At 68.0% G+C, this 24,987-nt stretch carries 18 protein-coding genes and 1 pseudogene; 12 read left to right on the top strand and 7 right to left on the bottom strand.

Annotated features, from left to right (window positions below; all coding sequences use genetic code 11):
• Positions 1–3: 3 nt before the first annotated feature.
• From WS62_RS03440 to WS62_RS03420, 5 genes are all read left to right on the top strand, one after another.
• Positions 4–1,764, top strand: coding sequence for a cholesterol oxidase substrate-binding domain-containing protein (locus WS62_RS03440; RefSeq protein WP_066567750.1), 1,761 nt, complete (start codon positions 4–6; stop codon positions 1,762–1,764).
• A gap of 126 nt (positions 1,765–1,890) precedes the next feature.
• Positions 1,891–3,330, top strand: a complete 1,440-nt coding sequence (gene pyk, locus WS62_RS03435) for a pyruvate kinase (protein ID WP_066567747.1) — start codon at positions 1,891–1,893, stop codon at positions 3,328–3,330.
• Between the two features lies 1 nt (position 3,331).
• Complete coding sequence (locus WS62_RS03430) at positions 3,332–4,066, top strand: TSUP family transporter (RefSeq protein ID WP_066567745.1); 735 nt, start codon at positions 3,332–3,334, stop codon at positions 4,064–4,066.
• An 11-nt stretch (positions 4,067–4,077) separates the two neighbouring features.
• Positions 4,078–4,995, top strand: coding sequence for an AEC family transporter (locus WS62_RS03425; RefSeq protein ID WP_066567802.1), 918 nt, complete (start codon positions 4,078–4,080; stop codon positions 4,993–4,995).
• 228 nt (positions 4,996–5,223) lie between these two features.
• The gene (locus tag WS62_RS03420; RefSeq protein ID WP_066567743.1) at positions 5,224–6,978 is read left to right on the top strand and encodes a methyl-accepting chemotaxis protein; all 1,755 of its coding nucleotides are present in this window, start codon (positions 5,224–5,226) and stop codon (positions 6,976–6,978) included.
• A gap of 170 nt (positions 6,979–7,148) precedes the next feature.
• On the opposite strand, the gene WS62_RS03415 is transcribed toward WS62_RS03420, so the two are convergent.
• Positions 7,149–7,742, bottom strand: coding sequence for a DUF4142 domain-containing protein (locus tag WS62_RS03415; RefSeq protein ID WP_066567741.1), 594 nt, complete (start codon positions 7,740–7,742; stop codon positions 7,149–7,151).
• Between the two features lie 663 nt (positions 7,743–8,405).
• On the opposite strand from WS62_RS03415, the gene WS62_RS03410 reads away from it, so the two are divergent.
• Positions 8,406–9,821: an HD domain-containing phosphohydrolase gene (locus WS62_RS03410; RefSeq protein ID WP_066567736.1), complete on the top strand. Its 1,416-nt coding sequence runs from the start codon at positions 8,406–8,408 to the stop codon at positions 9,819–9,821.
• A gap of 46 nt (positions 9,822–9,867) precedes the next feature.
• Positions 9,868–11,721 carry a histidine kinase gene (locus tag WS62_RS03405; protein ID WP_066567733.1) on the top strand — a complete coding sequence of 618 codons (1,854 nt, stop codon included), beginning with the start codon at positions 9,868–9,870 and terminating at the stop codon, positions 11,719–11,721.
• Here the strand turns inward: WS62_RS03405 and WS62_RS03400 are convergent.
• On the bottom strand, positions 11,699–13,381 hold the full coding sequence (locus WS62_RS03400; RefSeq protein WP_066567729.1) for a purple acid phosphatase family protein: 1,683 nt from the start codon (positions 13,379–13,381) through the stop codon (positions 11,699–11,701). The genes WS62_RS03405 and WS62_RS03400 overlap by 23 nt on opposite strands.
• Before the next feature lie 440 nt (positions 13,382–13,821).
• Here WS62_RS03400 and WS62_RS03395 point away from each other — a divergent pair.
• Positions 13,822–14,199, top strand: a pseudogene (locus WS62_RS03395) (DUF4377 domain-containing protein); the annotation flags it as partial.
• A 95-nt stretch (positions 14,200–14,294) separates the two neighbouring features.
• On the opposite strand, the gene WS62_RS03390 reads toward WS62_RS03395, so the two are convergent.
• Positions 14,295–14,642, bottom strand: coding sequence for a GFA family protein (locus WS62_RS03390; protein WP_066567799.1), 348 nt, complete (start codon positions 14,640–14,642; stop codon positions 14,295–14,297).
• Positions 14,643–14,981: 339 nt separating this feature from the next.
• Here WS62_RS03390 and dgoD point away from each other — a divergent pair, with 339 nt between their 5' ends.
• Positions 14,982–16,130 (top strand): galactonate dehydratase, encoded by a 1,149-nt coding sequence (dgoD, locus tag WS62_RS03385; RefSeq protein WP_066567722.1) that lies wholly within the window; start codon positions 14,982–14,984, stop codon positions 16,128–16,130.
• 392 nt (positions 16,131–16,522) lie between these two features.
• Here dgoD and WS62_RS03380 read toward each other — a convergent pair whose 3' ends face one another.
• Positions 16,523–17,449 carry a CopD family protein gene (locus tag WS62_RS03380; protein WP_066567719.1) on the bottom strand — a complete coding sequence of 309 codons (927 nt, stop codon included), beginning with the start codon at positions 17,447–17,449 and terminating at the stop codon, positions 16,523–16,525.
• 381 nt (positions 17,450–17,830) lie between these two features.
• Here WS62_RS03380 and WS62_RS03375 point away from each other — a divergent pair, with 381 nt between their 5' ends.
• The 3 genes from WS62_RS03375 (at position 17,831) to WS62_RS03365 (ending at position 21,511) form a co-directional block, all read left to right on the top strand.
• Entirely contained in the window at positions 17,831–18,592 is a 762-nt protein-coding gene (locus tag WS62_RS03375; RefSeq protein WP_066567711.1) for a c-type cytochrome, read from the top strand.
• Between the two features lie 19 nt (positions 18,593–18,611).
• The gene (locus WS62_RS03370; protein WP_066567709.1) at positions 18,612–19,910 is read left to right on the top strand and encodes a c-type cytochrome; all 1,299 of its coding nucleotides are present in this window, start codon (positions 18,612–18,614) and stop codon (positions 19,908–19,910) included.
• A 128-nt stretch (positions 19,911–20,038) separates the two neighbouring features.
• The gene (locus WS62_RS03365) at positions 20,039–21,511 is read left to right on the top strand and encodes a DEAD/DEAH box helicase (protein WP_066567706.1); all 1,473 of its coding nucleotides are present in this window, start codon (positions 20,039–20,041) and stop codon (positions 21,509–21,511) included.
• Between the two features lie 89 nt (positions 21,512–21,600).
• Here WS62_RS03365 and WS62_RS03360 read toward each other — a convergent pair whose 3' ends face one another.
• The 3 genes from WS62_RS03360 to WS62_RS03350 all read right to left on the bottom strand — a co-directional run bounded on the left by WS62_RS03360 (position 21,601) and on the right by WS62_RS03350 (position 24,981).
• Entirely contained in the window at positions 21,601–22,101 is a 501-nt protein-coding gene (locus tag WS62_RS03360) for a hypothetical protein (RefSeq protein ID WP_066567698.1), read from the bottom strand.
• Positions 22,102–22,168: 67 nt separating this feature from the next.
• Complete coding sequence (locus tag WS62_RS03355; RefSeq protein WP_066567697.1) at positions 22,169–22,996, bottom strand: ferritin-like domain-containing protein; 828 nt, start codon at positions 22,994–22,996, stop codon at positions 22,169–22,171.
• A 320-nt stretch (positions 22,997–23,316) separates the two neighbouring features.
• Positions 23,317–24,981, bottom strand: coding sequence for a gamma-glutamyltransferase family protein (locus tag WS62_RS03350; RefSeq protein WP_082720658.1), 1,665 nt, complete (start codon positions 24,979–24,981; stop codon positions 23,317–23,319).
• Between the last annotated feature and the right edge of the window lie 6 nt (positions 24,982–24,987).

Below are 24,987 nucleotides of genomic sequence, written 5' to 3'. Positions count from 1 at the left end.
AACATGAAAAAGACCATCGGAGGCAATTCTCCCAGCCGCCGCCGCCGCGCGTTTCTCGGTGAGATCGCGCGCCTCGCCGGTGCAGGCGTCGTCGCCGGATGGACGCCCATCTATCAGATTCCCGCGCATGCGCAACCTTCCGGCTCCACGCCGCCGCATTTTCCGGCGAGCATTCCGCTCTACAAGCAGGCGTTCCAGAACTGGAGCGGCGAGATCGTCGTGGCGGACCTGTGGACCGCCGCGCCCGCGACGCCCGCCGAAGTCGTCACAATCGTCAACTGGGCGGCGGCGAACGGCTATCGCGTGAGGCCGCGCGGTTACATGCACAACTGGTCGCCGCTCACGGTGGCCGCCCAGGATGCGAACGTCCGCGCGATTCTCGTCGACACGACGAAGCATCTGACGTCGGTGTCGATCGACGTGTCGACGAAACCCGCGCGCGTCATCGCACAAGCGGGCGTGTCGATGGAAACGCTGCTCGCGACGCTCGAGCAGCAAGGGCTCGGGATGACCGCCGTTCCCGCGCCCGGCGACATCACGCTCGGCGGCGCGCTCGCGATCGGCGCGCACGGCACCGCGCTGCCGGCCTCGGGCGAGACGCGGCCGGCGGGACACACGTACGGTTCGCTCAGCAACTCGGTCGTGTCGCTGACCGCGGCCGTCCTTGACGCTTCGTCGGGCCGCTACGCGCTGCGCACGTTCGCGCGAACCGATCCCGACATCGGCCCGTTCCTCACGCACCTCGGCCGGGCGTTCATCGTCGAGGCAACACTGCAGGTCGGCGCGAATCAACGGCTGCAATGCGAGAGCTTCGTCGACATCGCTTCGGCGGAGCTGTTCGCGCCGGCCGGCTCGCCGGGCCGGACCGTCGAGTCGTTCCTGCAGCGCTCGGGCCGGATCGAGGCGATCTGGTTTCCGTTCACCGACAAGCCCTGGCTGAAGGTATGGACCGTTCAGCCGAATCTGCCGTCCGGCGCGCTCGTCGTCGATCAGCCCTATAACTATCCGTTTTCCGATTCGATATCGAAAGACTTGTCCGATCTGGTGACCCGCATTTTATTGAACGGCGAAATCCAATTGGCGCCGCTATTCGGAAATGCGCAATACGCGATCACCTATCTCGGCTTGACGAATATCTTCAAGCCGCTGAAGAATCTCTGGGGCTGGTCTCGCTCGGTGCTGCAATATATCCGGCCGACGACGCTGCGCGTGACCGCGAACGGCTATGCGGTGCTGGCGAACCGCGCGAACGTGCAGCGTGCGATCAACGAGTTCGTCGAGTTCTATCAGCAGCGGGTCGCTGCCTACCGCCAGGCCGACAGCTATCCGATGAACGGCCCCATCGAGATCCGCGTGACGGGCGTCGATTCGCCGGACGATATCGGCCCGGGCGCGACGGCGCCGTCGCTGTCCGCGATCCGGCCACGGCCCGACCATCCTGACTGGAACGCCGCGATCTGGTTCGACATCCTGACGTTGCCGGGCACGCCCGACGCGAACCGCTTCTATCGCGAAATCGAGCGCTGGATGCTGTCGAACTACAGCGGCAACTATGCGACCGTGCGGCCGGAATGGTCGAAGGGCTGGGGCTACACCGACGCCGCCGCGTGGAGCGACGACACGATGATCGGAACGACGATTCCGGATCTGTTCCGGCAGGGGCTGTCGCCCGCCGACAACTGGGATGCGGCGCTGCGCACGCTCGACCGCTACGATCCGCAGCGCGTGTTTTCGTCGCCGCTGCTCGACCGGCTGGCGCGCTAGCAGGCGCGGCCCACGTGCCGGCCGATTCCTTTATCACTAAATAAAATAAAAACCGGAATTTTTATTATTTTTGATGCTGTCAGCGATCTGTCATATTTCCGTCACACAAGAACAACGCGAGGAAACATGGCAACCACTACCGTCATCGCCACCATCGGGCCGGCCTCGGCCGCGCCGGACACCCTGCGGGCGCTTCATCGCGCCGGCATGGGCGTCGCGCGGCTAAACGGCTCGCATGGCGATCTCGGCTGGCATCGCACGACGATCGCGCTCCTGCGCGACACGCTGCCCGACCTGCCGATCCTGCTCGACATCCCGGGCCGCAAGATCCGCACGACGCAGCTGCGGATCGAGCCGTCGTTCGCCGCGGGCGACGTCGTCACCCTGACGACCGACCCGTCGCACGACGGCTCGGAGAAAGTGCCCGTCAACTACGCACGCTTCCACGAGAAGCTGCGCGCCGGCGTGCGCATCTATGCGGACGACGGCACGCTGTCGTTCGTCGTCGACGCGGTGCGCGGCCAGGACGTGCGCGTGATCGCCGAAACGGCCGGCACGCTGAAGAGCCGCAAGGGCATCAACGTGCCCGAGATCGACCTCGGCCACGATCTCGTTACGCCGCGCGACCGGGAGATGATCGCGTTCGCGAAGGAGACGGGCGTCGATTTCGTCGGCATCAGCTTCGTCGAATCGGCGGCGCACATCGGCGCGATCCGCGCGCTGATCGGCGGCGCGACGCCGCTGATCGTCGCAAAGGTCGAGAACCGCGGCGGCCTCGAGCACCTCGACGAGATCACGGCCGCCGCCGACGCACTGATGATCGATCGCGGCGACCTGTCGGTCGAGACGGGCCTCGATCATGTGTCGCTCCATCAGCGGACGATCGTCGCGAGCGCACGCCGGCACGCGAAGCCCGTGATCGTCGCCACCGAGCTGCTGCACAGCATGATCGACAACCCACTGCCGACGAAGGCCGAGATCGGCGACATCACGCATTCGGTGATCGACGGCGCGTCGGCCGTGATGCTGTCGGGCGAGACGGCGGTCGGCAAGTTTCCGGTCGAGGCGGTCGCGCGGCTGCACGGCATCGCCGCGCTCGCGGACGCGCATCGCGCGACGCTCGCGGCGTCGGCACGGCCCGTCGCCGACGCGGATTACGACGATCTGCGCGCGGCGACCCAGGCGCTCGCGCGCACGCTGCCCGTGTCGAAGGTCGTCGTGCTGTCGCGCACGGGCCATGCGGCGCGACTCGTGTCGATGGCGCAGATCCGGCAACCGATCGTCGCGGTCGGCAGCGACCGCGCGCGCGTACGCGCATGGAACCTGCTGCCCGGCACGACGGGCGTGCATCTGCCGCAGCTCGACGTGGGATCCCCGGACGCGGTGCCCGCGGCGCTCGAAGCGCTCTGGCTCGACGGCCGCGTCGACGAACACGACGTCGTGCTGACGGTGCTCGCCGCGAGCGACGCAAACGACGCCTCGCTGAACGCGCTGCAGACGGTGCGCATCGGCGCGCTCGCGAAAGAACGCGGCTGGCCGGCCGACCGCACGCTCGAGGCGGCCTGACATGCACGATCTCACGCTGCTCGCGGCGCTCGTGACCGCGCTCGCCCTGATTCAATCGATCTTCGGGATGGGCATTCTCGTGTTCGGCACGCCGACGCTGCTGCTGTTCGGCGTCGAGTTCGCCTCGGTGCTCGGCCTGCTGCTGCCTGCATCGATGACGCTCTCCGCGATCCAGGTGTGGTCGAGCCGCGGCCTGCCATTGCCCGCGCGCGAGCGCGGCAACATGGCGGTCTGCGCGCTCGTCGTCGTCGCGTCGCTCGCGACGCTCGTGCTGACGAAGCTCAATGCACGCGTCGATCTGTTCGTCGGCGTCGCGATGCTGGCCGCCGCCGTCGTGCGCGTCGCGCCCGCGTTGCGCGAACGCCTGCGCGCGCGCATCGCGCGGCACGATCGACGCTACGTCGTCCTGATGGGCGCCGTGCACGGCTTCACGAACATGGGCGGCGCGCTGCTCGCCGTCTATGCGGCAAGCGGCCGGCGCGACAAGGACGAGATCCGCGCGGCCGTCGCCCGCTACTACCTGCTGTTCGGCTCGATCCAGCTCGGCACGCTCGCGCTGCTGCGTCCGTCGGCGCTCGGTTGGACGGGCGCCGCCGTCGCGCCGATCGCCGCGCTCGTCTATCTCGCGCTCGGCAACGCGATGTTCCGACGCGCAGGCGCGTCGCTGTACGAGCACGCGATGACGGGATTCATCGGCGCATACGGCGCCGTCGTGCTCGCGAAGACCGCGCTATGACGGAGCACTCGATGGCGAACGTCATGGCGGCGCTCGTGCCGATCTTCGCGCTGATCCTGATGGGCTTCGTGATGCGTCGCCGGCGGCTGCTCGCCGATGCGTTCTGGCTGCCGTGCGAGACGCTCAATTACTACTACCTGTTTCCCGCGCTGATGTTCAGCCAGGTCGCGAAGGCGAACCTGTCGCAATTCGCGATCCGCCCGATCGCGACGGCGATCCTCGGCGCGGTCGGCTGCGGCGCGCTCGTGTTGTACGCATGGCGCGCATGGAGCCGGCAGCCGGGCGCCGTGTTCTCGTCGGTGATCCAGGGCGCGCTGCGGCCGAACACGTACGTCGGCGTCGCGGCGGCGGCCGCGATGTACGGCAGCGTCGGCCTCACGCTGACGTCGATCAGCATCGCGATCGCGATCCCGCTGCTGAACGTCGCGTCGATCGTGATCCTGATGCACTACGGCAGCGGCGGCACGCCAACCTTCAGGCAGGTCGGCAACGCGCTCGTCAAGAATCCCGTGATCGTCGCGGTGCTGCTCGGCGCCCTCTTCAACCTGAGCGGCCTCGCGCTACCGGGCACGCTCGCGAGCCTCCTGTCGATCCTCGGCTCGGCATCGCTGCCGCTCGGCCTGCTCGCGGTCGGCGCGGGACTCGACATGAAAGCCGCGAAAGCGGCGAGCGGCCCCGTGCTGCAATCGTCGTTCATCAAGCTGCTGCTCGTGCCGCTGCTGACGCTCTGGATCGGCGTGAGCCTCGGCATCAAGGGACCGGCGCTCACGATCATCGTGCTGTTCAACTCGCTGCCGTGCACACCGTCCGCGTACATCATGGCGAAGCTGCTCGGCGGCGACCATCGCCTCGCGGCCGGCATCATCACCGTGCAGACCGCGCTCGCCGCGATCACGATGCCGCTCGTGCTGCTGCTGTCGCGCGGCTGACGGGCGCGCTCCGCGCGTTCCGTCGCCCCGCCTCCAATAGTCTGGAATCCGATCGTTCATTGCGCCGTCCCGTGACGAATCGATGAACGATGGGCAACCTTTGACGCGCGTCATGGATTCCACCGACTCAACTCTCCCGCGATCGTCCGTAAACCCGTCTATGTCGCAGGACTGCGTATCGGCCGCGAATGCGACATTCGCCTTTCATGACCTTGCGGAGAGCCTTCCATGCGCGCCAATCTTCCGGTGACTCAACGGGAATACGACTTCCCCTGCGACGCGACGCTGATGTCGACCACCGATCCACAAAGCTACGTCACGTACGCAAACGCGGCGTTCATCGAAGTAAGCGGATTCGAACCGAGCGAGATCATCGGCGAGCCTCACAATTTCGTTCGGCATCCCGACATGCCGGCCGAGGCGTTCGCCGACATGTGGACGACGCTGAAGGCAGGCCGGTCGTGGACCGCGCTCATCAAGAACCGCCGCAAGAACGGCGACCACTACTGGGTGCGCGCGAACGCGACGCCCGTGATCCGGAGCGGGCAGCTGGTCGGCTATATGTCGGTGCGCACGAAGCCGTCGCGCGACGAGATCGCGCAGGCGGAATTGCTCTATCGCGATCTTCGCGAGGGCCGTGCGCGCGGCAGGAAATTCCATCAGGGCCTGGTCGTGCGCACCGGACTGCTCGGATGGGCGTCGCTGCTGCAGACGATGAGCGTGCGCTGGCGCGTCCGCGCCGCGCTGCTCGCCCTTCTCGCATGTTCGGCATGGGGCGCGTTCCTGTTCGGCCTGCGCGGGCTGATGCTCGACGGCTTCGCCGGTGCGCAAGCCGTGCTCCTGCTGCTCGCGGAGCTCTGGCTCGCCGCGCAGATCACCGCGCCGCTGCAACGCGTGCTGAAGCAATCGCTCGCGGTCGCGGCGGGTCAGGCGGGCGAGAACATGCATCTGAACCGCGTCGACGAGATCGGCATGATCCTGCGCGCGGTCAACCAGGCGGGGCTCAATCTGCGCTCGCTCGTCGACGACGTGAGCGAGCAGCTTTCCGGCCTGCAAAGCGCGAGCGGCAACATCATCGCGGGCAACGACGATCTGAGCCGGCGCAGCGAGCAGGCGGCCGCGAGCCTCGAGGAAACCGCCGCGTCGATGGAACAGATGACGGCGACCGTGCGCAACAACGCGGAAACCGCGATGCAGGCGAGCCAGCTCGCCGGCTCGACGAGCGACGCCGCCACAAAAGGCGACGCGGTAGTCGGCAAGGTCGTCGAGACGATGGGCGAGATCAGCGCGTCGAGCCGCAAGATCAGCGAAATCATCGGCGTGATCGACGGCATCGCGTTCCAGACCAACATCCTCGCGTTGAACGCGGCCGTCGAGGCGGCGCGCGCGGGCGAGCAAGGCCGGGGCTTCGCGGTCGTCGCAGGCGAAGTGCGCACGCTCGCGCAGCGCAGCGCGAACGCGGCAAAGGAAATCGCCGGCCTGATTCACGACAGCGTCCAGAAAACCACGGCGGGCAGCGCGCTCGTCAATCAGGCCGGCGAAGCGATGAACGACATCCGCTCGCAAGTCGCGCGCGTCGCGGACTTGATCAGCGAGATCAGCTCGGCGACGCGCGAGCAGTCGGACGGAATCGGCCAGGTCAACGTCGCGGTCACGCAGTTCGATCAGATGACGCAACAAAACGCCACGCTGGTGCAGGAATCGGCCACAACCGCCGACGATCTGAAGAACCGGTCGCAACGGCTCGTCGATGCGGTCGCCGTGTTCCGGTCGAATGCGAGCGCGACGACGCGGCCGCGCGATGCGCGCCCGGCCCGCGCGGCAAACGCGTCGGCGGCGGTTCGCGCGCCCGCCACGCCGGGCCGGCGCGCAACGCGTGCGATGGCGGCTCCATCGTTCGCGAACGCGAGCGCGAGCGCCTTGCCGGGGCCGGCCCCGGCATCCGTCGCGACGCTCGCCGAGACGGATTGGCAGACGTTCTGAACGGAACGGCGCGGGAGAATCCGCACGCGCGCGATACGAAACAGGCGGCGCTCGCGCGCCGCCTGTCCGTTTGCCGCGCGATGCGCCGCATACGCAGCGTGCATCGAGGGGATGCGTCCCTACGCGCTTTCGCTATCGCAAGCGTGACGACGTTGCGCGAACGATCGCCGTCACTGCGATGCGTCGCCCGGCAGGTGCTTGCGGCCCGCGAGCTCCCGAGCCTGCTGATAATGCTCCTGGATCACCGGCAGGCCCTTGCGCGCAGCATTCTTCAGCTGCTCGTTGCGGCCCGACGCGATCTCGGCCTGAAACACCGACAGCGACTTGCGATTGCCGTCGAGCGCGACCTGCTCGATGTACGCCTTGTCGAACGCGTCGCCGCGCAGATTCTTGATGCTGTCGAGCACCGCGGGATCGGGATCGTTGTGCGGCACGTCGACGCCGCGCGGGCTCGCGGCGCGCAGCGTCTGCGACAGCTTTTCGTTGTCGCTCGCGACGCGCGCCGCGAATGCCTTCACGGCGCGGTCGCTCGAGCGCGACGTCGCGATGCGTGCGGCATCGCGCTGCGTCGATACGGCTTTCGTCGCGTCGGTGACGAAGGCTTGATCGGCTTCATGCAGTCTCGTACCGGTTTCAGCGGCTGCCTCGGGGCGCGGCTGCGTCGGCGGCGCCGTGGGCGCGGTTTGTGCGGATGCGGCGGTCGCGAAGACGAACAGACCGGCGGCACATGCACCGACGAGCGATAAAGTAGAGCGGCGAGTCATACGTTCTCCTTAAAGTGAAATTCATCAACGGATCGACGAACCGGGCTGCGGTGCTGCGGGCCGGGGGCGGAGAAGCGTTCGATGCCTTCGCCGCGAGCACACCGGCCGTGGACTCGGATGCGGCGCAACCCGTCCAATGCATTCTAGGAGGCACGTCGCGATCGAGGTGAAACGATGGTGTCGCTTGTGTAACGGGAGGTAAGACAATAGGCCGCGCGAGCGTGTGCAACGTGCGCGCAAGCATCGTGTGCGTGCTCTTTGCGTTCGTCGCCGCCCCGATGCGCGCGCGCCCATCGGGCAAAATTTTCTCGCGATGGAAAGCGGCGGCGCCGATACGCGCATCTTTTACGCGGCGCTGTAAGCCCGATCGAATTCAATCATTGCTATTGGCACGCCGACGCTTCGGTTCGCTCGTCGCGCGAGCGGCGGCGCACGCGAACCGCGCTTTCCGCATTCGCATCGACATCGCGCGATCGTCGATACACGCATCGGAAACATTCGCGACGATTCTTTCGATGCACGCGCACCGAACGCGCATGTCGCCGCGGCACCGCATGCGCTATCTAGGTAGATACGCTAACGCCCCGCTTTTTCGCTCAAGAACGAATGGCCGAGCGCCGATATCGCAAGGAATCCAATATGAAAAAATGAAGCGGAGGCTTCGTGAACACCGGGTCCGAGGAATCGACAACGTCCGCCGCGCCGGATGCGTCGCACGCATCCGGCGGCACGTCCTGCAACGCGCCGGCCGCGCCCGCGATCCTGATCGTCGACGACGAGCCGAGCATCCTGTCGGCGCTCAAGCGTCTGCTGCGCACGGCGCGCTATCAGGTCGTCACGGCCGAGAGCGGCGCGGCCGCGCTCGACGTGCTCGCAGCCGGCGAAATCGATCTCATCATCTCCGACATGCGGATGCCGGGCATGACGGGCGCCGAATTTCTCGCACGCGCGCAGACGCTCCATCCGGATGCGATGCGCATCCTGCTGACGGGCTACTCGGAAATCGACGCGGTCGTGAGCGCGATCAACGAAGGCGGCGTGTACCGTTATCTGAACAAGCCGTGGGACGACCACGACCTGCTGCTCACGGTCAAGCAGGCGCTCGAGCAGCGGTGGCTGCGCCAGGAAACCGCGCGCCTCTTCGCGCTCACGCAGAAGCAGAACGAGGAGCTCGTCGCACTCAGCACCGCGCTCGAAGCGCAGGTGCACGCGCGCACCGAGGAAATCCGGCAGACCGTGCTGTTCCTCGAAGACGCGCAGCGCGACCTGAAGCGCAATTTCATGACGATGATTCAGGTCGGCGCGAACATGATCGAGCTGCGCTGCGGCGTGATGGGCGGCGAATCGCGGCGTATCGGCGAGCTCGCGAAGCAGCTCGCGCTCGCGCTCGACATGAGCGCGCTGCAGGCGCAGGATCTCCATTTCGCCGGCCTGTTGCACGGGATCGGCAAGCTGTCGCTGCCGGACGAGCTGCTGCGCAAATCGATCGACCGGATGAACGCGGAAGAAAGCCGGCAGTTCCATCAGCATCCGCTGCGCGCGCAGATGGTGCTCACGCCCGTCGCGCAGCTCAATCAGGTCGCGCACATCATTCGCCACCAGTACGAGCGCTTCAACGGCCGCGGCACGCCGGACGGCCTCGCGGGCGACGACATTCCGCTCGGCGCGCGCATCCTCGCGGTCGCGCGCGACTACGAAGGGCTGCAGCGCGGCGGCGTCGTCAACCAACGCATGCAGTCCGAACAGGCGATTGCGCTCATCAAGTCGCAGGCCGGCATGCGCTACGACCCGCAGGTCGTCGATCGTTTCGTTGCGCTCGCGAAAGATCCGGCGACGCTCGGCTGCAACACGCCGTATGCGCAGATCACAGGCGGTCAGCTGCTGGAAGGCATGCGGCTCGCCGACGATCTGCGCACGAGCCGCGGCGTGCTGCTGATGACGAAGGGCAGCGTCGTGTCCGCGCATCAGGTCGCGCTCGTGCGGCGCTACGAGGCGCAGGAAGCCACGCCGTTCACGATCCTGATCCAGACGCCGCCGCCGAAGATCGCAGCCCCGGCGGCCTCCGGGCGCGGGCGCTGACGCGCGTCGCCCTCACCGTCGCGCACACCACGACGAGCCGACGCCCATGCACGGCACCTTCGACTTCCCGCTCGTCCTGCTGTCGCTCGCGATCGCGACGCTCGCGTCATACACGGCGCTCGATCTGAGCGCGCTCATCTCGCTCCTCGACAAGCCGCGGATGCGGCTCGCATGGCTCGCCGGCGGCGCGGCCGCGATGGGCACGGGCATCTGGGCGATGCACTTCGTCGGCATGCTCGCGTTCTCGCTGCCGATTCCGCTCGGCTACGAATTCCGACTCACGTTCCTGTCGCTCGCGATCGCAATGGTCGTCTCGTACTTCGCGCTGAACGCGGTGACGCGCGGCGCGCTCACGCGCGAGCGCCTCGCGGTGGGCGGCGTGCTGATGGGACTCGGCATCGCCGCGATGCACTATACCGGCATGAACGCGCTGCAGATGCGTCCGGCGATCGAATACGACCGAACGCTCTTCGTCGCGTCGATCGCGATCGCGATCGGCGCATCGACGACCGCGCTCTGGATCGCGCACCGCCTGTGCAACGAAAACCAGCCGTACGTGATCGCGAAGCGGATCGCCGCGGCGGGCGTGATGGGCATCGCGATCACCGGCATGCATTACACCGGGATGGCGGCCGCGCATTTTCACGCGAATGCGGTCTGCATGGCGAGGAACGGCATCAGCGGTGCGTGGCTCGGTGCGACGATCGCGCTCTTCACGGTCACGATCCTGAGCGCGACGCTCGTCGTGTCGCGCTTCGACGCGCGCACCGCGTTCCTGCGCGGGATGACCGACGCGCTCGAAGAGCTCGTCAGGAAGCGCACGAGCGAGCTCGAAGGCGCGCTGCGGCAATACGAAGTCACGACGCACGTGCTGCAGCGCACGCGCAGGAAGATGGAGCAGGAGATCGACGAACGCAAGGTCGCGCAGGCGCGCCTCGAACACGAGAAGGACGAACAGCGCCGGCTGATTCACCAGCTCGAGGAAACGCACGTGCAGTTGTTGCAGTCGGAAAAGCTCGCGTCGATCGGCCAGCTCGCCGCGGGCGTCGCGCACGAGATCAACAATCCGATCGGCTTCGTCAACGCGAATCTCAATACGCTGAAGGGCTGGGTCCGGGGCCTGCTCGACGTGATCGCGATGCAGGAAGCGCTGACGAGCACGCTCGCCGCCGACGCGCGCGCGCCGCTCGCCGAAGTGTCGCGCGACGTCGACCTCGATTACGTGCGCGGCGACATCATGGCGCTCATCGACGAATCGATCGACGGCGCGATGCGCGTGCGGCGCATCGTCTGCGACCTGCGCGACTTCTCGCGGCCGAGCGGAGACGAATGGACGTTCGCCGATCTGCACGCGGGGCTCGAGCGCACGCTGAACGTCGTCCACAACGAGCTCAAGTACAAGGCGGAGGTCGTACGCGAATACGGCGGCCTGCCGCTCGTGGAATGCAACGCCGCGCAACTGAACCAGGTGTTCATGAACCTGCTCGTCAACGCCGCGCAGTCGATCGAGGCGCGCGGCACGATCACGATTCGCACGACGCACGATGCCGACTCCGTGTCGATCTCGATCGCCGACACGGGCGTCGGCATTCCCGACGGCGTGCTCGGCAGGATCTTCGATCCGTTCTTCACGACGAAGCCGGTCGGCCGGGGCACGGGGCTCGGGCTGTCGATCTCGCACGGCATCGTCGAGCACCACGGCGGGCGCATCGACGTCGAGAGCCGCGTCGGCCGCGGCACGACGTTTACGATCACGCTGCCGGTCCGGCGCAAGGCCGACTCGATCGAGCGCGCCGGCGCGCTCGATCACGACGCCGGCGCCGGATGCAAGACGGCGCGCGCCGCCGCGCCCGCCGCCGCCCCGCCCGCTTCGCCGCTTACGCGCGGCGCGCCTTGCTGAGCACGATCGTCTCGAACAGCGCGTACTCGGCGGTCGGCGTCTGATCGGCGCCCGGCGCGTGATAGTAGTTCACGGTGATCGACGTATGGCCGCCGTGCCCGCCCGGATCGTAGTCGAACACCGCGATCCCGTAGCCCGTGCCCGTATCGCGCCGCGCGGACCAGATCGCATCCTCGAGCGCATCCGCGCCGTGCCGCACGAACGTGTTCGGCGCCGTGCCCGGCACCGGCCGGTTCGGCTTCGTGAACACGCGCGCCTGCGGCAGGCCCGTCGCCGGATTTTCGCCGTACACGTCGAGCGGCGCGCTCGTGCCGCCGCCGCCGAGAATCATGTGGATCGTGCCGTGCGACGTGTCGAACGTGCCGTCGGTCGGCTCCGACGTGACGACGGGACGCGGCTGCATCGTATCGACCACCTCGCCCGTCGCCGAGTCGACGCCCGTGCGATGGTTGCAGCCGCGCACCGGGAAGCTCCGCTCGTAGTCGTGGTCGTGGCCGCACAGCACGAGGTCGACGCCGTAGCGGTCGAAGAGCGGCAGCCACGCTTCGCGGATGCCCTTGTCCGAGCCGTTACCCGTCTTCGACGAACTGAGCGCGTCCTGGTGCATCTGCACGACGATCCAGTCGATGTCGCGATCGTGCGACGCGCGGCGCAGCGTCTGTTCGAGCCAGCGCGTCTGCTCGCCGCGGCTGTAGCCGCGCACGTAGAGCGACGTGCCGGGCGGAATCGGCTCGTTGCCGGTGCTCGCCGCCGGCACGAGCGGATTCGGGCCCGCGACGAACGCGGCCGCGTCCTGATAGACGACGTCGTCCGCGTCGAGCGACACGAACAGCACCGCGCCGACCCGGAAGCTGTACCACCGGCCCGGGAAGCGCGTGCCGTTCTCCGGCAGCGTGTAGCGCGCGAGATACGAGTCGAGCCCTTGCGGGCCGTTGTGGAATTCGATCTCGTGATTGCCGGGGCACGGCATCCACGGCCGATTCGCGGCGGACGTCTGGTTGTTGTTGCCGAAGTCGCGCCACACGTCGGGCTGGTGCGCGGGATTCAGGTTCGCGTAGCAGAGATCGCCGTTCAGCAGATGAAAGAGCGGCTGGAAGCGCTCGACCGCCTGCACCGCGAAGCGGCTCTGCGGCGACGACAGCACCCAGCCCGTATTCGGCGTCGCGAGGTCGCCGTAGCTCGTCCAGCGAAACGGCGCGCGGCCGCGCGGCGCCGTGTCGAAGCGGGCGGCGAACGGCTTCGCCGCGTTGCTGTCGTTGTCGGCCGTGACTTCGTAGCGATAGACGGAGCCCGGCTTGAGTCCGCGCAGCCGCGCGTGATATGTGAACACGACTTCGCCGTTCAGGCCGTCGGTGTACGTGCGCTGCACGCCGTGCGCGGTCCGCCACGCTTCGCTCGGGCCCGCGAAGCGCACGCGCGGGTTCGCCGCGGCCGCGAGCGTCGCCCACGACACGACGACCTCGTTCGCGTCCGCATCGCCCCACGTCAGATGAATCTGCTCGGGCGTGCCGTCCGGCACGGCGGCCGCTGCCCGCGCGGCGGCGAGGCCGCTCGCGGCGGTCGCGAGTCCGGACACGCCGGCGAACTTGAGAAAGCCGCGGCGAGAGACGGCGCAAGGCTGCTCGGTCGGCGGCACGTCGGGGGCTGGCTTGTTCGACATGATTTCGTTCGATCGTGGGAAAGTCGTGGGAAGGGAATGAACGCGACCGGCATTCGCCGCGCGCAGCGGCGCGGCAGCCGGCATCGATGCCCAGCCGCGCACGCCGGCGCCGACACCTTATGCCGGGATGCGTGACGCGCCGATGTCAGCGCGTTGCGCCGGGCGGACACCGGCTTCGCTGGGCGGGCGGGGGGAGGCGCGCGGCCCGAGCGTCAGCGCGTCGGTTTCGGCCACGCTTCGCTTCGGCCGCAGCCCGTCGCGGGCCCGCAGCGCTACGCCGCCGCGGTGCAACCGCCGTGACGACCGCGACCTCGATCGCAACCGCCGCCTCAGTCACGCGCCGACGCGACAGCCCGCGCATCGCAATACAGCGCGTCCGGACACGATGAACCCGGTCGGCGCGCCGCAGTCCAATCGCGGTTTCATCGACGAGGATTCCCATGTTCCGCAAGACCCGTCCCTCGCTCGCCCTCGCGGCCATCGCGCTCGCCGTTGCGGCCGGCCTCGCCGGCTGCGAGACGAACGCCGCGGCGGACGCGCCGGCCACGCGGCCGGCTGCGCCGCAAGCCGCGACGAAGACCGTCTATGTCGCCGCGCAGACGGCGCGCTGCGTCGGCGTCGCGCCGATGGACTGCCTGCAGGTGCGCACGAGCCCGAACGCGCCATGGCAGCTCCGGTACAGCGGCATCGAGGGATTCGACTACCGCCCAGGCTACGAATACCAGCTCGAGATCGCCGAGTACAAGGTGCCGAATCCGCCCGCCGACGGTTCGTCGATTCGCTGGGTATTGAAGCGCATCGTCCGGCAGCAGTCGCGCTGAGCCGGACGGGGCCGGGACACGGGCGCGAAGCGCGCGCCGTGCAGACCTCGCGCGCTTCGCGATCCCGGCGATCCCGAATCAGGCACGCGCGCTCAGCGCGCGCGTCCGTCGAAATGCCGGACCGGCACCGCGTCGAGATCGATACCGTCCAGGCAGCGGATGTTGACGGCCGCCATCGCGTTGCCCTTCGTATCCGTGCCCTCCGCGAACGGATGGATCCCGCAGGTCGGACAGAACCGATGCCGGATCGTGTGCTTGTTGAACAGATAGGTCGCGATGTCGGCGTCGGGCGTTTTCAAGCGGAACGCGTCGCGCCGCACGAACCACAGCAGCGAGCCCTTGCGCATGCACATCGAACAGTTGCACGCACAGGCGCCCTCGATCTCCCCTTCCACCTCGAACTTGACTCTGCCGCAATGGCAGCTGCCGGTGTAGAGCATCGTCGCCTCCTTCAATCGTGTCCGGCTCGGCGACGCGGCGACGCCGCGTTCGCACGCCCGGCCGGTGGCGTACGGTAACGCTCGTCCAGGCGGACCGCAACCGCCGGGCAGCGGCCTTCGAACGTCGAGCGAGCGAAGCAAGAAATCGCTTTCGACCCGACTCGCCCGCCGACCCGTGCCGTACGCGCGGCTCGATCCAGCCATGCGTCCGCCGCCGCGTACGGCGGGAACCCCGCCGCGGCGCTCACTATGTGCGCAACGGCGCGATCGATACTACTTTCGCGCTGCGCCGCTGTACGATTCATGCATGATTCACGCAGACGACAGGAGACACTCGCAATGAAAATCACCCGCCTCGAAACCTTCGTCGTTCCGCCTCGATGGCTGTTCCTGAAGATCGAGACCGACGCGGGCATCGTCGGCTGGGGCGAGCCGATCGTCGAGGGCCGCGCGCACACGGTCGAAGCGGCCGTGCACGAACTCGCCGACTACCTCGTCGGCCAGGACCCGCTTCGCATCGAAGACCACTGGCAAGTGATGTACCGCGCGGGCTTCTATCGCGGCGGGCCGATCACGATGAGCGCGATCGCGGGCATCGACCAGGCGCTCTGGGACATCAAGGGCAAGCACCACGGCGCGCCTGTCCACGCGCTCCTCGGCGGCCCGGTGCGCGACCGGATCAAGGTCTATTCGTGGATCGGCGGCGACCGTCCGAGCGACGTCGCGAACAACGCGCGCGCGGTCGTCGAGCGCGGCTTCCAGGCGGTGAAGATGAACGGCTCGGAGGAGTTGCAGATCATCGATACGTTCGACAAGGTCGAAAAGGTGATAGCGAACGTCGCGGCGGTGCGCGAAGCGGTCGGGCCGCACGTCGGGATCGGCGTCGACTTCCACGGCCGCGTGCACAAGCCGATGGCGAAGGTGCTCGCGAAGGAGCTCGATCCGTACAGGCTGATGTTCATCGAAGAGCCGGTGCTGTCCGAGAACGCCGAGGCGCTGCGCGACATCGCGAACCAGACGAGCACGCCGATCGCGCTCGGCGAGCGGCTCTACTCGCGCTGGGACTTCAAGCGCGTGCTCGAAGGCGGCTACGTCGACATCGTGCAGCCGGACGCGTCGCACGCGGGCGGGATCACCGAATGCCGGAAGATCGCGACGCTCGCGGAGAGCTACGACGTGGCGCTCGCGCTGCACTGCCCGCTCGGGCCGATCGCGCTCGCCGCGTGCCTGCAGCTCGACGCGGTCAGCTACAACGCGGTCATCCAGGAGCAGAGCCTCGGGATCCACTACAACCAGGGCAGCGACCTGCTCGACTATCTGCGCAATCCGGAGGTGTTCCGCTACGCGGACGGCTTCGTCTCGATCCCGCAGGGGCCGGGGCTCGGCATCGACGTCGACGAGGAGAAGGTGCGCGAGATGGCGAAGATCGGGCACCGCTGGCGCAATCCGGTGTGGCGGCACGCGGACGGCAGCGTCGCCGAGTGGTGAGTCGTGCGGTCGGCAGGCCGCGCGCCCGCCGACCGATATCGGGAACGCGCCGGCGCGGCATGCGAAACGAGCAACCGGCCCGGAAGAAAACTGTAGAAAAGCGCGTGCGATTCGCAACGCGCGCCGCCTGCAGGCGGCGCGCCCGGAGCACCGCGCGTCGGCGCGCGCGAGCACGCGCCGACAATCCCCGGCTGAGCGGCTGTCGCGCAGCCGGCGCGCCGCCGTTCGTCGCTACGCTCGGTCGGCCTCGGCATGACGGCATCACGGCATGACGGCATCACGGCGTCACGCCCGCCGCGCGCCCTGCCGCCCCGAACGATCAGCGGTCTCCCGCGCGACGGCCCGCCCGATCCATACCCGGGCCCACCCGCCGCCGCGCACACCCTCGCGCGTCAGCCCGCCGCGATCGGCGCGGTAAACGAAAGCACCGCCGCCGCGACGAACACGCCGATCATCGCGAGCGCTTCGAGATGCAGCACGTTGCGGAACGTATGCGCGTCCTCGGTCGACGCGGTGCGGCGCAGCCGCGGCAGCGCCGAGAAGCGGTTGAGCGCCGCGAGCACCAGCGCGAGCGTGACGAGCGCGAGCTTCAGCAACAATATGCGTCCCCACGTGCTGCCGTCGAGCGCCGCGAAATTGCCGCCCGTGCCGCGGATCGTGTTGAGCACGCCCGTGACGACCACGAACGCGAGCGCGGCGATCGACGCGCTCGACAGCCGGTGCGCGATGCGGATCATCGCGCCGCGCGCGATCGACGAGCCGAGCGCCGGCAGCACGGCCATCCCGCCCGCGATCACGAGCCCGCCCCACGCGGCCGTCGCGGCGACGTGCACCGTCTGCACGCCGACCGCGGCCGAGAACGCGCCCCAATCGGCCGCATGGCCGAGCGACGCCTTGCCCGCCGCGACGACGAGCGTCGCGAGCGCGAGAAGCGCGCCCGCGACCGGGCCGCTCGGCCGTGCGAGCGCAACCGCGAGCAGCAGCAGCGCGCCGCCGCACGCGACGCTCCACGCATGCCCGACGTGCGTCTGCACGAGCACGGCCGGCATCGCGCCGAATGCGCCGCGCAGGCCCGCGCCGCTCATCGACGCGGCCGCATAGACGAGCCAGCCGACGTCGGCGAGGACGAGCACGGCCGCCGCGACGGCAAGCGAGCGCAGCGATTGCCGCCAGGCGGGATGCGACGGCGCGATGACGCTCTTCGCGCCGTCGTTCGCGAGCCACGCGCCGATCAGCGCGGAGCCGACGGCGACCGCGAACGCGACATCGCCGAGCGCGGCGAGCGCCGCCTGGCCGAACCAGAGGCTATCGATCTTCATCGCGCACCGCCTGCGCCGCGCGCGCCGGGGAAACGAAAGGACCGACTGTTGTTTTCAGGCAAACAGGAAAAAGAGGACTTCATCGACTCGCATGGAAGTAAGGAAATCGGGGCGGCGCGGCGGACCGCCCTGACGCCGCGCCCCCCGAAGTGTACGGGCTTCGCCGTCGGCTGCGCAGCTTGTCCGACGTTTGAACTGTCATCCGCGCGTCAAATTGTCGCAACCCGACCACGGCTTGGAACCGTGCCCTCCGCGTCAAATAGCCGCCATTACCCATCGATGATAGAATGCCGCGTCGCAGCAGCCCGGCTGTCTGCCCTCGTTAGTTCTTGCCGTCACGCCGAGCCGATCGGAGCCCGGTCAGGTCCCCGACGAATAACAATGGAGTCCCGTGTGTCTTCTCGACGCCTTTTCCGTCCGCTGCTCGCCGTTGTGTTAATGGGCGCAGCGAGCCTTCTGAGCACTGCGCACGCGCAGACCAAGCCCACCGAGCCGGCCGCCGCGAAGGCGCCCCTGAAGGCGCCCGACACGATGGCCGAGCGCGTGCGCGGTTGCACGGCCTGTCACGGCACGCACGGGCAGGGCACCGACAACGACTATTTTCCGCGTCTGGCAGGCAAGCCGGCCGAATACCTGTACAACCAGCTCGTGAACTTCCGCGACGGTCGCCGCAAGTACCCGCCGATGAACTATCTGCTCACGTACCTGAACGACGACTACCTGCACGAGATCGCGCAGCACTTCTCGGAGCAGCGTCCGCCGTACCCGGCGCCGACGAAGCCGACCGTGCCCGCCGCCGTCGTCGAGCGCGGCAAGCAGCTCGCGCTGCACGGCGATCCGGCGCGCAAGCTGCCCGCGTGCGTCGCGTGCCACGGCACCACGCTGACCGGCATGCAGCCCGCGATCCCGGGTCTCGTCGGCCTGCATAGCGATTACCTGAGCGCGCAGATCGGCGCGTGGCGTTCGGGCACGCGTCATGCGAAGTCGCCCGACTGCATGCACGAAGTCGCGAGCAAACTGTCCGACGAAGACGTGACCGCCGTGACCGCGTGGCTCGCCGCGCAGCCGGCGCCCGCCAACCCCGTGCCGGCCCCGGCCCGCTCGATGAAGACTCCGCTCGCCTGCGGCAGCGAACCGCAATAAGGCAAGGGAGACAGACTAAATGAAACGCAAGTCCCTGTTTGCACTCTCGGCTGTCGCGATCGTCGCGGCAGCGGCCCTCGTGCCCGTTCTGTGGCCGGGCAACGATACGCTGCACGGCAACGCCGCCGTCGCCGCGACGCCCGCCGACCAGGCCGCGCTCATCAAGAAGGGCGAATACCTCTCGCGCGTCGGCGACTGTATCGCGTGCCACACGGTGCGCGGCGGCAAGTCGTTCGCGGGCGGCCTGCCGATGGCGACGCCGTTCGGCACGATGTACACGCCGAACATCACGCCGGACGATCAATACGGGATCGGCAAGTGGACGTCGGACGATTTCTACCGCGCGATGCACACCGGCCGCTCGAAGGACGGCAGCCTGCTCTACCCAGGCTTCCCGTTCACGAGCTACACGAAGGTCACGCGCGCGGATTCGGACGCGATCTACGCGTACCTGCGCTCGGTCGCGCCGGTCAACACGGCGAGCCGTCCGCACGAGCTGCGCTTCCCGTTCAACAACCGCAACCTGCTGATCGGCTGGCGCACGCTGTTCTTCAAGGAAGGCGAGTACAAGCCGGATCCGACGAAGTCGGTCGAATGGAACCGCGGCGCGTATCTCGTCGAAGGCCTCGGCCACTGCAGCATGTGCCACACGTCGATCAACATGATGGGCGGTCCGGTGAGTTCGGCGGCCTTCGCGGGCGGCCTGATTCCGCTGCAGAACTGGTACGCGCCGTCGCTCACGAACGACAAGGAACTCGGCCTCGGCGAGTGGCACGTCCAGGAATTGTCCGATCTGCTGCAAGCGGGCGTCTCGAAGAAGGGCGCGGTGTTCGGCCCGATGGCGGACGTCGTCCACAACAGTCTGCAGTACATGACCGATGAGGACACCCGCGCGATGTCGACTTACCTGAAGTCGATCCCGCAGAAGGCCGAAGCGCCGAAGAACATGCAGTACGAGCCGTCGCAGCAGTTCGGCAGCGCGCTGCTCGAGCAGGGCAAGAAGATCTACGCGGACAACTGCGCGACCTGCCACGGCGCGCACGGCGAAGGCAAGCCGACCGCGTACCCGCCGCTCGCGCAGAACCGCTCGATCATGATGGAATCGGCCGTAAACCCGATCCGCATGGTGCTGAACGGCGGCTATCCGCCGAGCACGTCCAAGAATCCGCGTCCGTATGGGATGCCGCCGTTCGCACAGTCGCTGTCGAACCAGGAAGTCGCGGCAGTCGTTACGTACATCCGGATGTCGTGGGGCAACAACGGATCGCCCGTCTCGCCGCAACAGGTGAGCGACCTGCGTTCCGCGCCGCTCGATTAATCGGCACTTGACGCGAACGGGGCGCGGCTGCGGGAAACCGCGGCCGCGCCCTTTTGCTTTTTCGGTGACGTCCATTTCCAGCGCGGGCCGCGCGAGGACGCCGCCTTACCAATAAATCAAGAGTATCTATGTCTTTCGCATCTCTCGGCCTCGCCGAACCACTCGTGCGGGCCGTCAACGAGCTGGGCTACACGCAGCCCACGCCGATCCAGGCCCAAGCCATCCCCGCCGTGCTGGGCGGCGGCGATCTTCTCGCCGGCGCGCAGACGGGCACCGGCAAGACGGCCGGCTTCACGCTGCCGATCCTGCAACGCCTGCACACGTTCTATGCGGAAAACCGCGGCGCGCGGCGCGCGGTGCGCGCCCTGATTCTTACGCCGACGCGCGAGCTCGCCGCGCAGGTCGAGGAAAGCGTGCGCGCGTACAGCAAGTACGTGAAGCTGCGCTCGACCGTGATGTTCGGCGGCGTCAGCATCAATCCGCAGATCGATGCGCTGAAGCGCGGCGTCGACATCGTCGTCGCGACGCCGGGGCGCCTGCTCGATCACATGCAGCAAAAGACGATCGACGTGTCGAGCCTCGATATCCTCGTGCTCGACGAAGCCGACCGGATGCTCGACATGGGCTTCATCCACGACATCAAGCGCGTGCTCGCGAAGCTGCCGAAGAAACGCCAGAACCTCCTGTTCTCGGCGACCTTCTCCGACGAGATCAAGTCGCTCGCGGACAGCCTGCTCGACTCGCCCGCGCTGATCGAAGTCGCACGCCGCAACACGACGGCCGAGACGGTCGCGCAGAAGATCCACCCGGTCGACCGCGACCGCAAGCGCGAGCTGCTCACGCATCTGATCCGCGAGCACAACTGGTTCCAGGTGCTCGTGTTCACGCGCACGAAGCACGGCGCGAACCGGCTCGCCGAGCAGTTGACGAAGGACGGCATCAGCGCGATGGCGATCCACGGCAACAAGAGCCAGTCGGCGCGCACGCGCGCCCTCGCCGAGTTCAAGAGCAGCACGCTGCAGGTGCTCGTCGCGACCGACATCGCCGCGCGCGGGATCGACATCGATCAATTGCCGCACGTCGTCAACTTCGATCTGCCGAACGTGCCCGAAGACTACGTGCACCGAATCGGCCGCACCGGCCGCGCGGGCGCGAACGGCGAGGCGGTGTCGCTCGTGTGCGTCGACGAGAAGCAATTGCTGCGCGACATCGAGCGGCTCATCAAGCGCGAGATCTCGCAGGAAGTGATTTCGGGCTTCGAGCCGGACCCGAACGCGAAGCCGGAGCCGATCCAACGGCGCGGGCAGCGCGGCGGGAATGGCGGCGGAAACGGCGGCGGCGCGAGCAGCGGCGGCCGCAGCGAAGGCGGCAATCGCGCGCCGCGGGCCGCGAATCAAGGGCAAGCGCCGGGCCAGCCCGCCGCGCGTCGCGACGGCGGCGCAAAGACGAAGGCTGCGCCATCGAAGGCCGTCCAGCCCAAAACCGCGAAGCCGCAGCAGGCGCGCGGCGGCGGACGACCGACGGGCAGCGGCAATGCGAACGGCGGCGGCGCGCATGCGAACCGCAATCGTTCGTCACGCAGCGGTCAGCGCGGCCGCTGAGCGTCACACGCCGCTGCGCCGCTCATCAAAGCGGCCCGGCGGCGCGCTGCGCCCCCTTCTCTCTGCGCGAGCGCGCCCTCGCGCGTCCTTCAGCACTTGAGCTGCGCGATCTGCCGTGCCCAGCGCGCGAGCACGGCGCGCGCATCGGCGTCGGCGAGCTCGAACGCAATGCCCGCCGTCAGACGCGCATAGCCGACTCGCTGCGCTTCGCCGCCAACGAGCGTGGCGATGAAGCGCACGAGCCCGTCGCCGGTCGAATCGGATGAATCGATGCGCAAGCGCGCCTGATGGAACGCGTCGTCGGCGACGAACGTGAGCGTCGCGTCGGGATGCGCGGCGAGCGCGCGCGCCGTGCGCGACTGCGGCCATAGCCAGAAGCGCAGCGACTGCGCATCGGGCGCGTAGAGTTCGCCCGCGCTCAGCAGCGTCGTGCGCGGCTGCGGCGGATCGACGTCGCGCTCGACGACGACGAGCGCGGCGGTAAAGCCCGCCTTGCGCGCGAGATCGTCGCCGTCGAACAGCGCGAGCGCGGCGCTCGGCCACACGTCATACGTCGTGCGTTCGAGGGTGCGTCGGTCCGGATCGGTCACGGTGTTCTCCTGCTGCGCGTCGTGTCGAACGAAACCCGCAGCATACCGCGCGACGCGGCGCCGACGCTTACCGGAAGAACACGTGCTGCGTGAGCTTCGTCAGCGGATAGTGGACGCCCGGCTGGATCTTCGCGGGCAAGTCGAGCGGCTTGAGCAGCATCTTCACGCACATGTCCGCGGACAGATTGCGCCGCACGAGCGCGTTCACGCGCGCGGTGCGCTCGCGGCAATACGCGGAATCGCCCGCCCGGTCCGGATAGCGGATCGCGAACACGTGTCGCAGCGCGATCTCGGAGTCCTCGTTCTTGATCTCGAGCACGCGCCGCGTCAGCGCGCCGAGCACCGCGAGCCGGCTGTTGCCCTCGACCTCGTTGTACTTCTTGAAATAGCGGAAGAAGTGCTTGTAATGGCGGACTTCGTCGGTGCGGATGTTGTCGGTGATCTCCTTGAGCACGGGCTCGTCCGAGCATTCGTTGATCGCGCGATAAAGCGTCGCCGTGCCCGTCTCGACGACGCAGCGCGCGACCATCTCAAGCGCCCGCGTCTTCTCGAACGCTTCGAGCGAGCAGGTCTTCGAATACTCGTCGAAGAAATTCGCGAATGCGAGATCCCAGTCGAATTCGGGCCACACGTGCGCGATATACGCCTTCAGCGCGCGGCCATGCTGCAACTCCTCGTGTTCCCATTCGGTGTTGAGCCACGCCGACACTTCGCGATCGTCGTCGAAGAATTGGCTCAGGTTGCTCGTGTAAAGATCGGAGCCGCTCTCGATGAACGACGCTGCGCACAGCAGCAGCAACAGATCTTCGTTCGCTGCGGCGCGTTGACGGTCGATTCGCGTCAGGTCGATGTCTTCGATGCGCCAGGGCATCTCGTGAGAGGTATCAGCCAGCATGTTTCGCGCTCCCAAACGCCGCTTCGCGTCCGAACGGGCCGCGCCGCGCGCGGCTCGCGATCCCGCCGGTTGCGGCGCGTTGAAATCGGTTATTCGACACGTCCGGCCATCTTAGCCGGACTTTTTTGATCGTGCTTCGAAGCACTGACCTTAACCGGCAATCGCAGTTCCACAGCGATTATCACGCAATATTAGACCCGTAATTCGAAAGGCGTGCGATATCGAAAGCGAAAGCTTTTTTGAAATGCCTTTCGATATCGTTTCGCCTGTAACGAACGCCGCGTGCAAGACGCATGCGCGGCGCGCGCATCCCGTGCGCGTCAGAAGCCCGCCGCGAGACCGTCGCGCCGGCTGTCGCTCGCCGCGACGTAGCCGCGGTCGGGTTCGTTGCGGTCGAGCCGCCAGATGAACTGGCCGGACCCGAAATCCATGTAAGGATCGTCGATCGCCTGGATCGTATGGCCGCGCGCGGCGAGCGAAGCGACGACGGACGCATCGAGCGGCGCCTCGACATCGAGCGTGAACGACCGGCTCACCCTCCAGCGCGGCGCGTCGCATGCGGCCTGCGGCTGCTGGCCGTAGCCGAGCATCCGCACGATCGTCTGCAGATGGCCCTGCGGCTGCATGTCGCCGCCCATCACGCCAAAGCTCATCACGGCTTGTTGCCGCCCGTCCGCCTGCTGCGTGACGAACGCCGGGATGATCGTATGGAACGGCCGCTTGCCGCCCGCGACGACGTTCGGCGACGCCGGGTCCATCGAGAACCCGCAGCCGCGGTTCTGCAGCGCGATCCCCGTACCCGGCACGACGAGCCCCGAGCCGAAGCCCATGTAGTTGGACTGGATGAAACTCACCATCATCCCGCGCTCGTCGGCCGCCGACAGATAGATCGTGCCGCCCGCGCGCGGCATCCCGAACGTGAAGTGCGTCGCGCGCTCGACGTCGATCAGCTTCGCGCGCGCGTCGAGATACGCGTCGTCGAGCATCTGAGCGGGCGTGACTGCCATCGCGCGCGGATCGGCGACGTAGCGGTGGACGTCGGCGAACGCGAGCTTCATCGCCTCGATCTGCACGTGCTGCGAATCCGCCGAATCGAGCGGCAGGTCCGCGAGATCGAAGCGCTCCATGATGCCGAGTGCGATCAGCGCGGCGATCCCCTGCCCGTTCGGCGGGATCTCGTGCACCGTGTAGCCGCGGTAGTCCTTGCCGATCGGCTCGACCCACTCGGGCCGGTACGCGCGCAGATCGTCCGCGCTCAGCGCGCCGCCGCCTTCGCGGAAGAACGCGGCGATCGTCTCGGCGATGCTGCCTTCGTAGAACGCGCGCGCGCCTTCGGCCGCCAGCGTGCGCAGCGTCTTCGCATGGCCCGGCAGCCGCAACAGCTCGCTCACCTCGGGCGCGCGGCCGTGCGGCATGAAGGTTTCCGCGAAGCCCGGCTGGTCCTTCAGCTCGGGCACGGCGGCCGCCCATTTGTGTGCGACGATCGCAGCGACCGCATGCCCGCGCTCCGCGAGCTCGATCGCCGGCTTGAGGAGGTCGGCGAACGGCAGCGAGCCGAATTTCGCATGCAGCGCTTCCCAGCCGGCGATCACGCCGGGCACCGTCACCGTGTCCCAGCCGCGCGTCGGCTGCCGCGCGAGGCCGTTGCCCGCTTCGCCATGCCGGCGGCGGAAGTAGTCGACGCTCCACGCGGCGGGCGCGACGCCCGATGCATTCAGGCCGTGCAGCTTCGCGCCGTCCCAGACGAGCGCGAATGCGTCGCCGCCGAGGCCGCACGACACCGGCTCGACGACGGTGATCGCGGCCGCCGCGGCAATCGCCGCATCGACCGCGTTGCCGCCCTTCCACAGCATCCTGAGCCCCGCCTGCGCGGCGAGCGGATGCGACGTCGACACGACATTGCGCGCGAATACCGGCACGCGCGTCGTCGGATACGGGTTGCGCCACGAGAAGGTCGCACCGGGCATGTTCGAGTGAAGATTCATCGCAGG

This window comes from Burkholderia sp. ABCPW 14, assembly GCF_001523835.1.
GTDB classification, from domain to species: Bacteria; Pseudomonadota; Gammaproteobacteria; order Burkholderiales; family Burkholderiaceae; genus Burkholderia; species Burkholderia mayonis.
The sequence above is the reverse complement of the archived record's forward strand: the minus strand, read 5'-3'. Positions and strand labels throughout refer to the sequence as shown.

Coding starts and splice junctions, on each gene's coding strand:
- WS62_RS03365 (WP_066567706.1), top strand. CDS start 20,039: ATGTCTTTCGCATCTCTCGGCCTCGCCGAACCACTCGTGCGGGCCGTC.
- WS62_RS03350 (WP_082720658.1), bottom strand. CDS start 24,981: ATGAATCTTCACTCGAACATGCCCGGTGCGACCTTCTCGTGGCGCAAC.
- WS62_RS03430 (WP_066567745.1), top strand. CDS start 3,332: ATGCACGATCTCACGCTGCTCGCGGCGCTCGTGACCGCGCTCGCCCTG.
- WS62_RS03370 (WP_066567709.1), top strand. CDS start 18,612: ATGAAACGCAAGTCCCTGTTTGCACTCTCGGCTGTCGCGATCGTCGCG.
- WS62_RS03440 (WP_066567750.1), top strand. CDS start 4: ATGAAAAAGACCATCGGAGGCAATTCTCCCAGCCGCCGCCGCCGCGCG.
- WS62_RS03380 (WP_066567719.1), bottom strand. CDS start 17,449: ATGAAGATCGATAGCCTCTGGTTCGGCCAGGCGGCGCTCGCCGCGCTC.
- dgoD (WP_066567722.1), top strand. CDS start 14,982: ATGAAAATCACCCGCCTCGAAACCTTCGTCGTTCCGCCTCGATGGCTG.
- WS62_RS03425 (WP_066567802.1), top strand. CDS start 4,078: ATGGCGAACGTCATGGCGGCGCTCGTGCCGATCTTCGCGCTGATCCTG.
- WS62_RS03355 (WP_066567697.1), bottom strand. CDS start 22,996: ATGCTGGCTGATACCTCTCACGAGATGCCCTGGCGCATCGAAGACATC.
- WS62_RS03390 (WP_066567799.1), bottom strand. CDS start 14,642: ATGCTCTACACCGGCAGCTGCCATTGCGGCAGAGTCAAGTTCGAGGTG.
- WS62_RS03375 (WP_066567711.1), top strand. CDS start 17,831: ATGGAGTCCCGTGTGTCTTCTCGACGCCTTTTCCGTCCGCTGCTCGCC.
- pyk (WP_066567747.1), top strand. CDS start 1,891: ATGGCAACCACTACCGTCATCGCCACCATCGGGCCGGCCTCGGCCGCG.
- WS62_RS03415 (WP_066567741.1), bottom strand. CDS start 7,742: ATGACTCGCCGCTCTACTTTATCGCTCGTCGGTGCATGTGCCGCCGGT.
- WS62_RS03420 (WP_066567743.1), top strand. CDS start 5,224: ATGCGCGCCAATCTTCCGGTGACTCAACGGGAATACGACTTCCCCTGC.
- WS62_RS03400 (WP_066567729.1), bottom strand. CDS start 13,381: ATGTCGAACAAGCCAGCCCCCGACGTGCCGCCGACCGAGCAGCCTTGC.
- WS62_RS03405 (WP_066567733.1), top strand. CDS start 9,868: ATGCACGGCACCTTCGACTTCCCGCTCGTCCTGCTGTCGCTCGCGATC.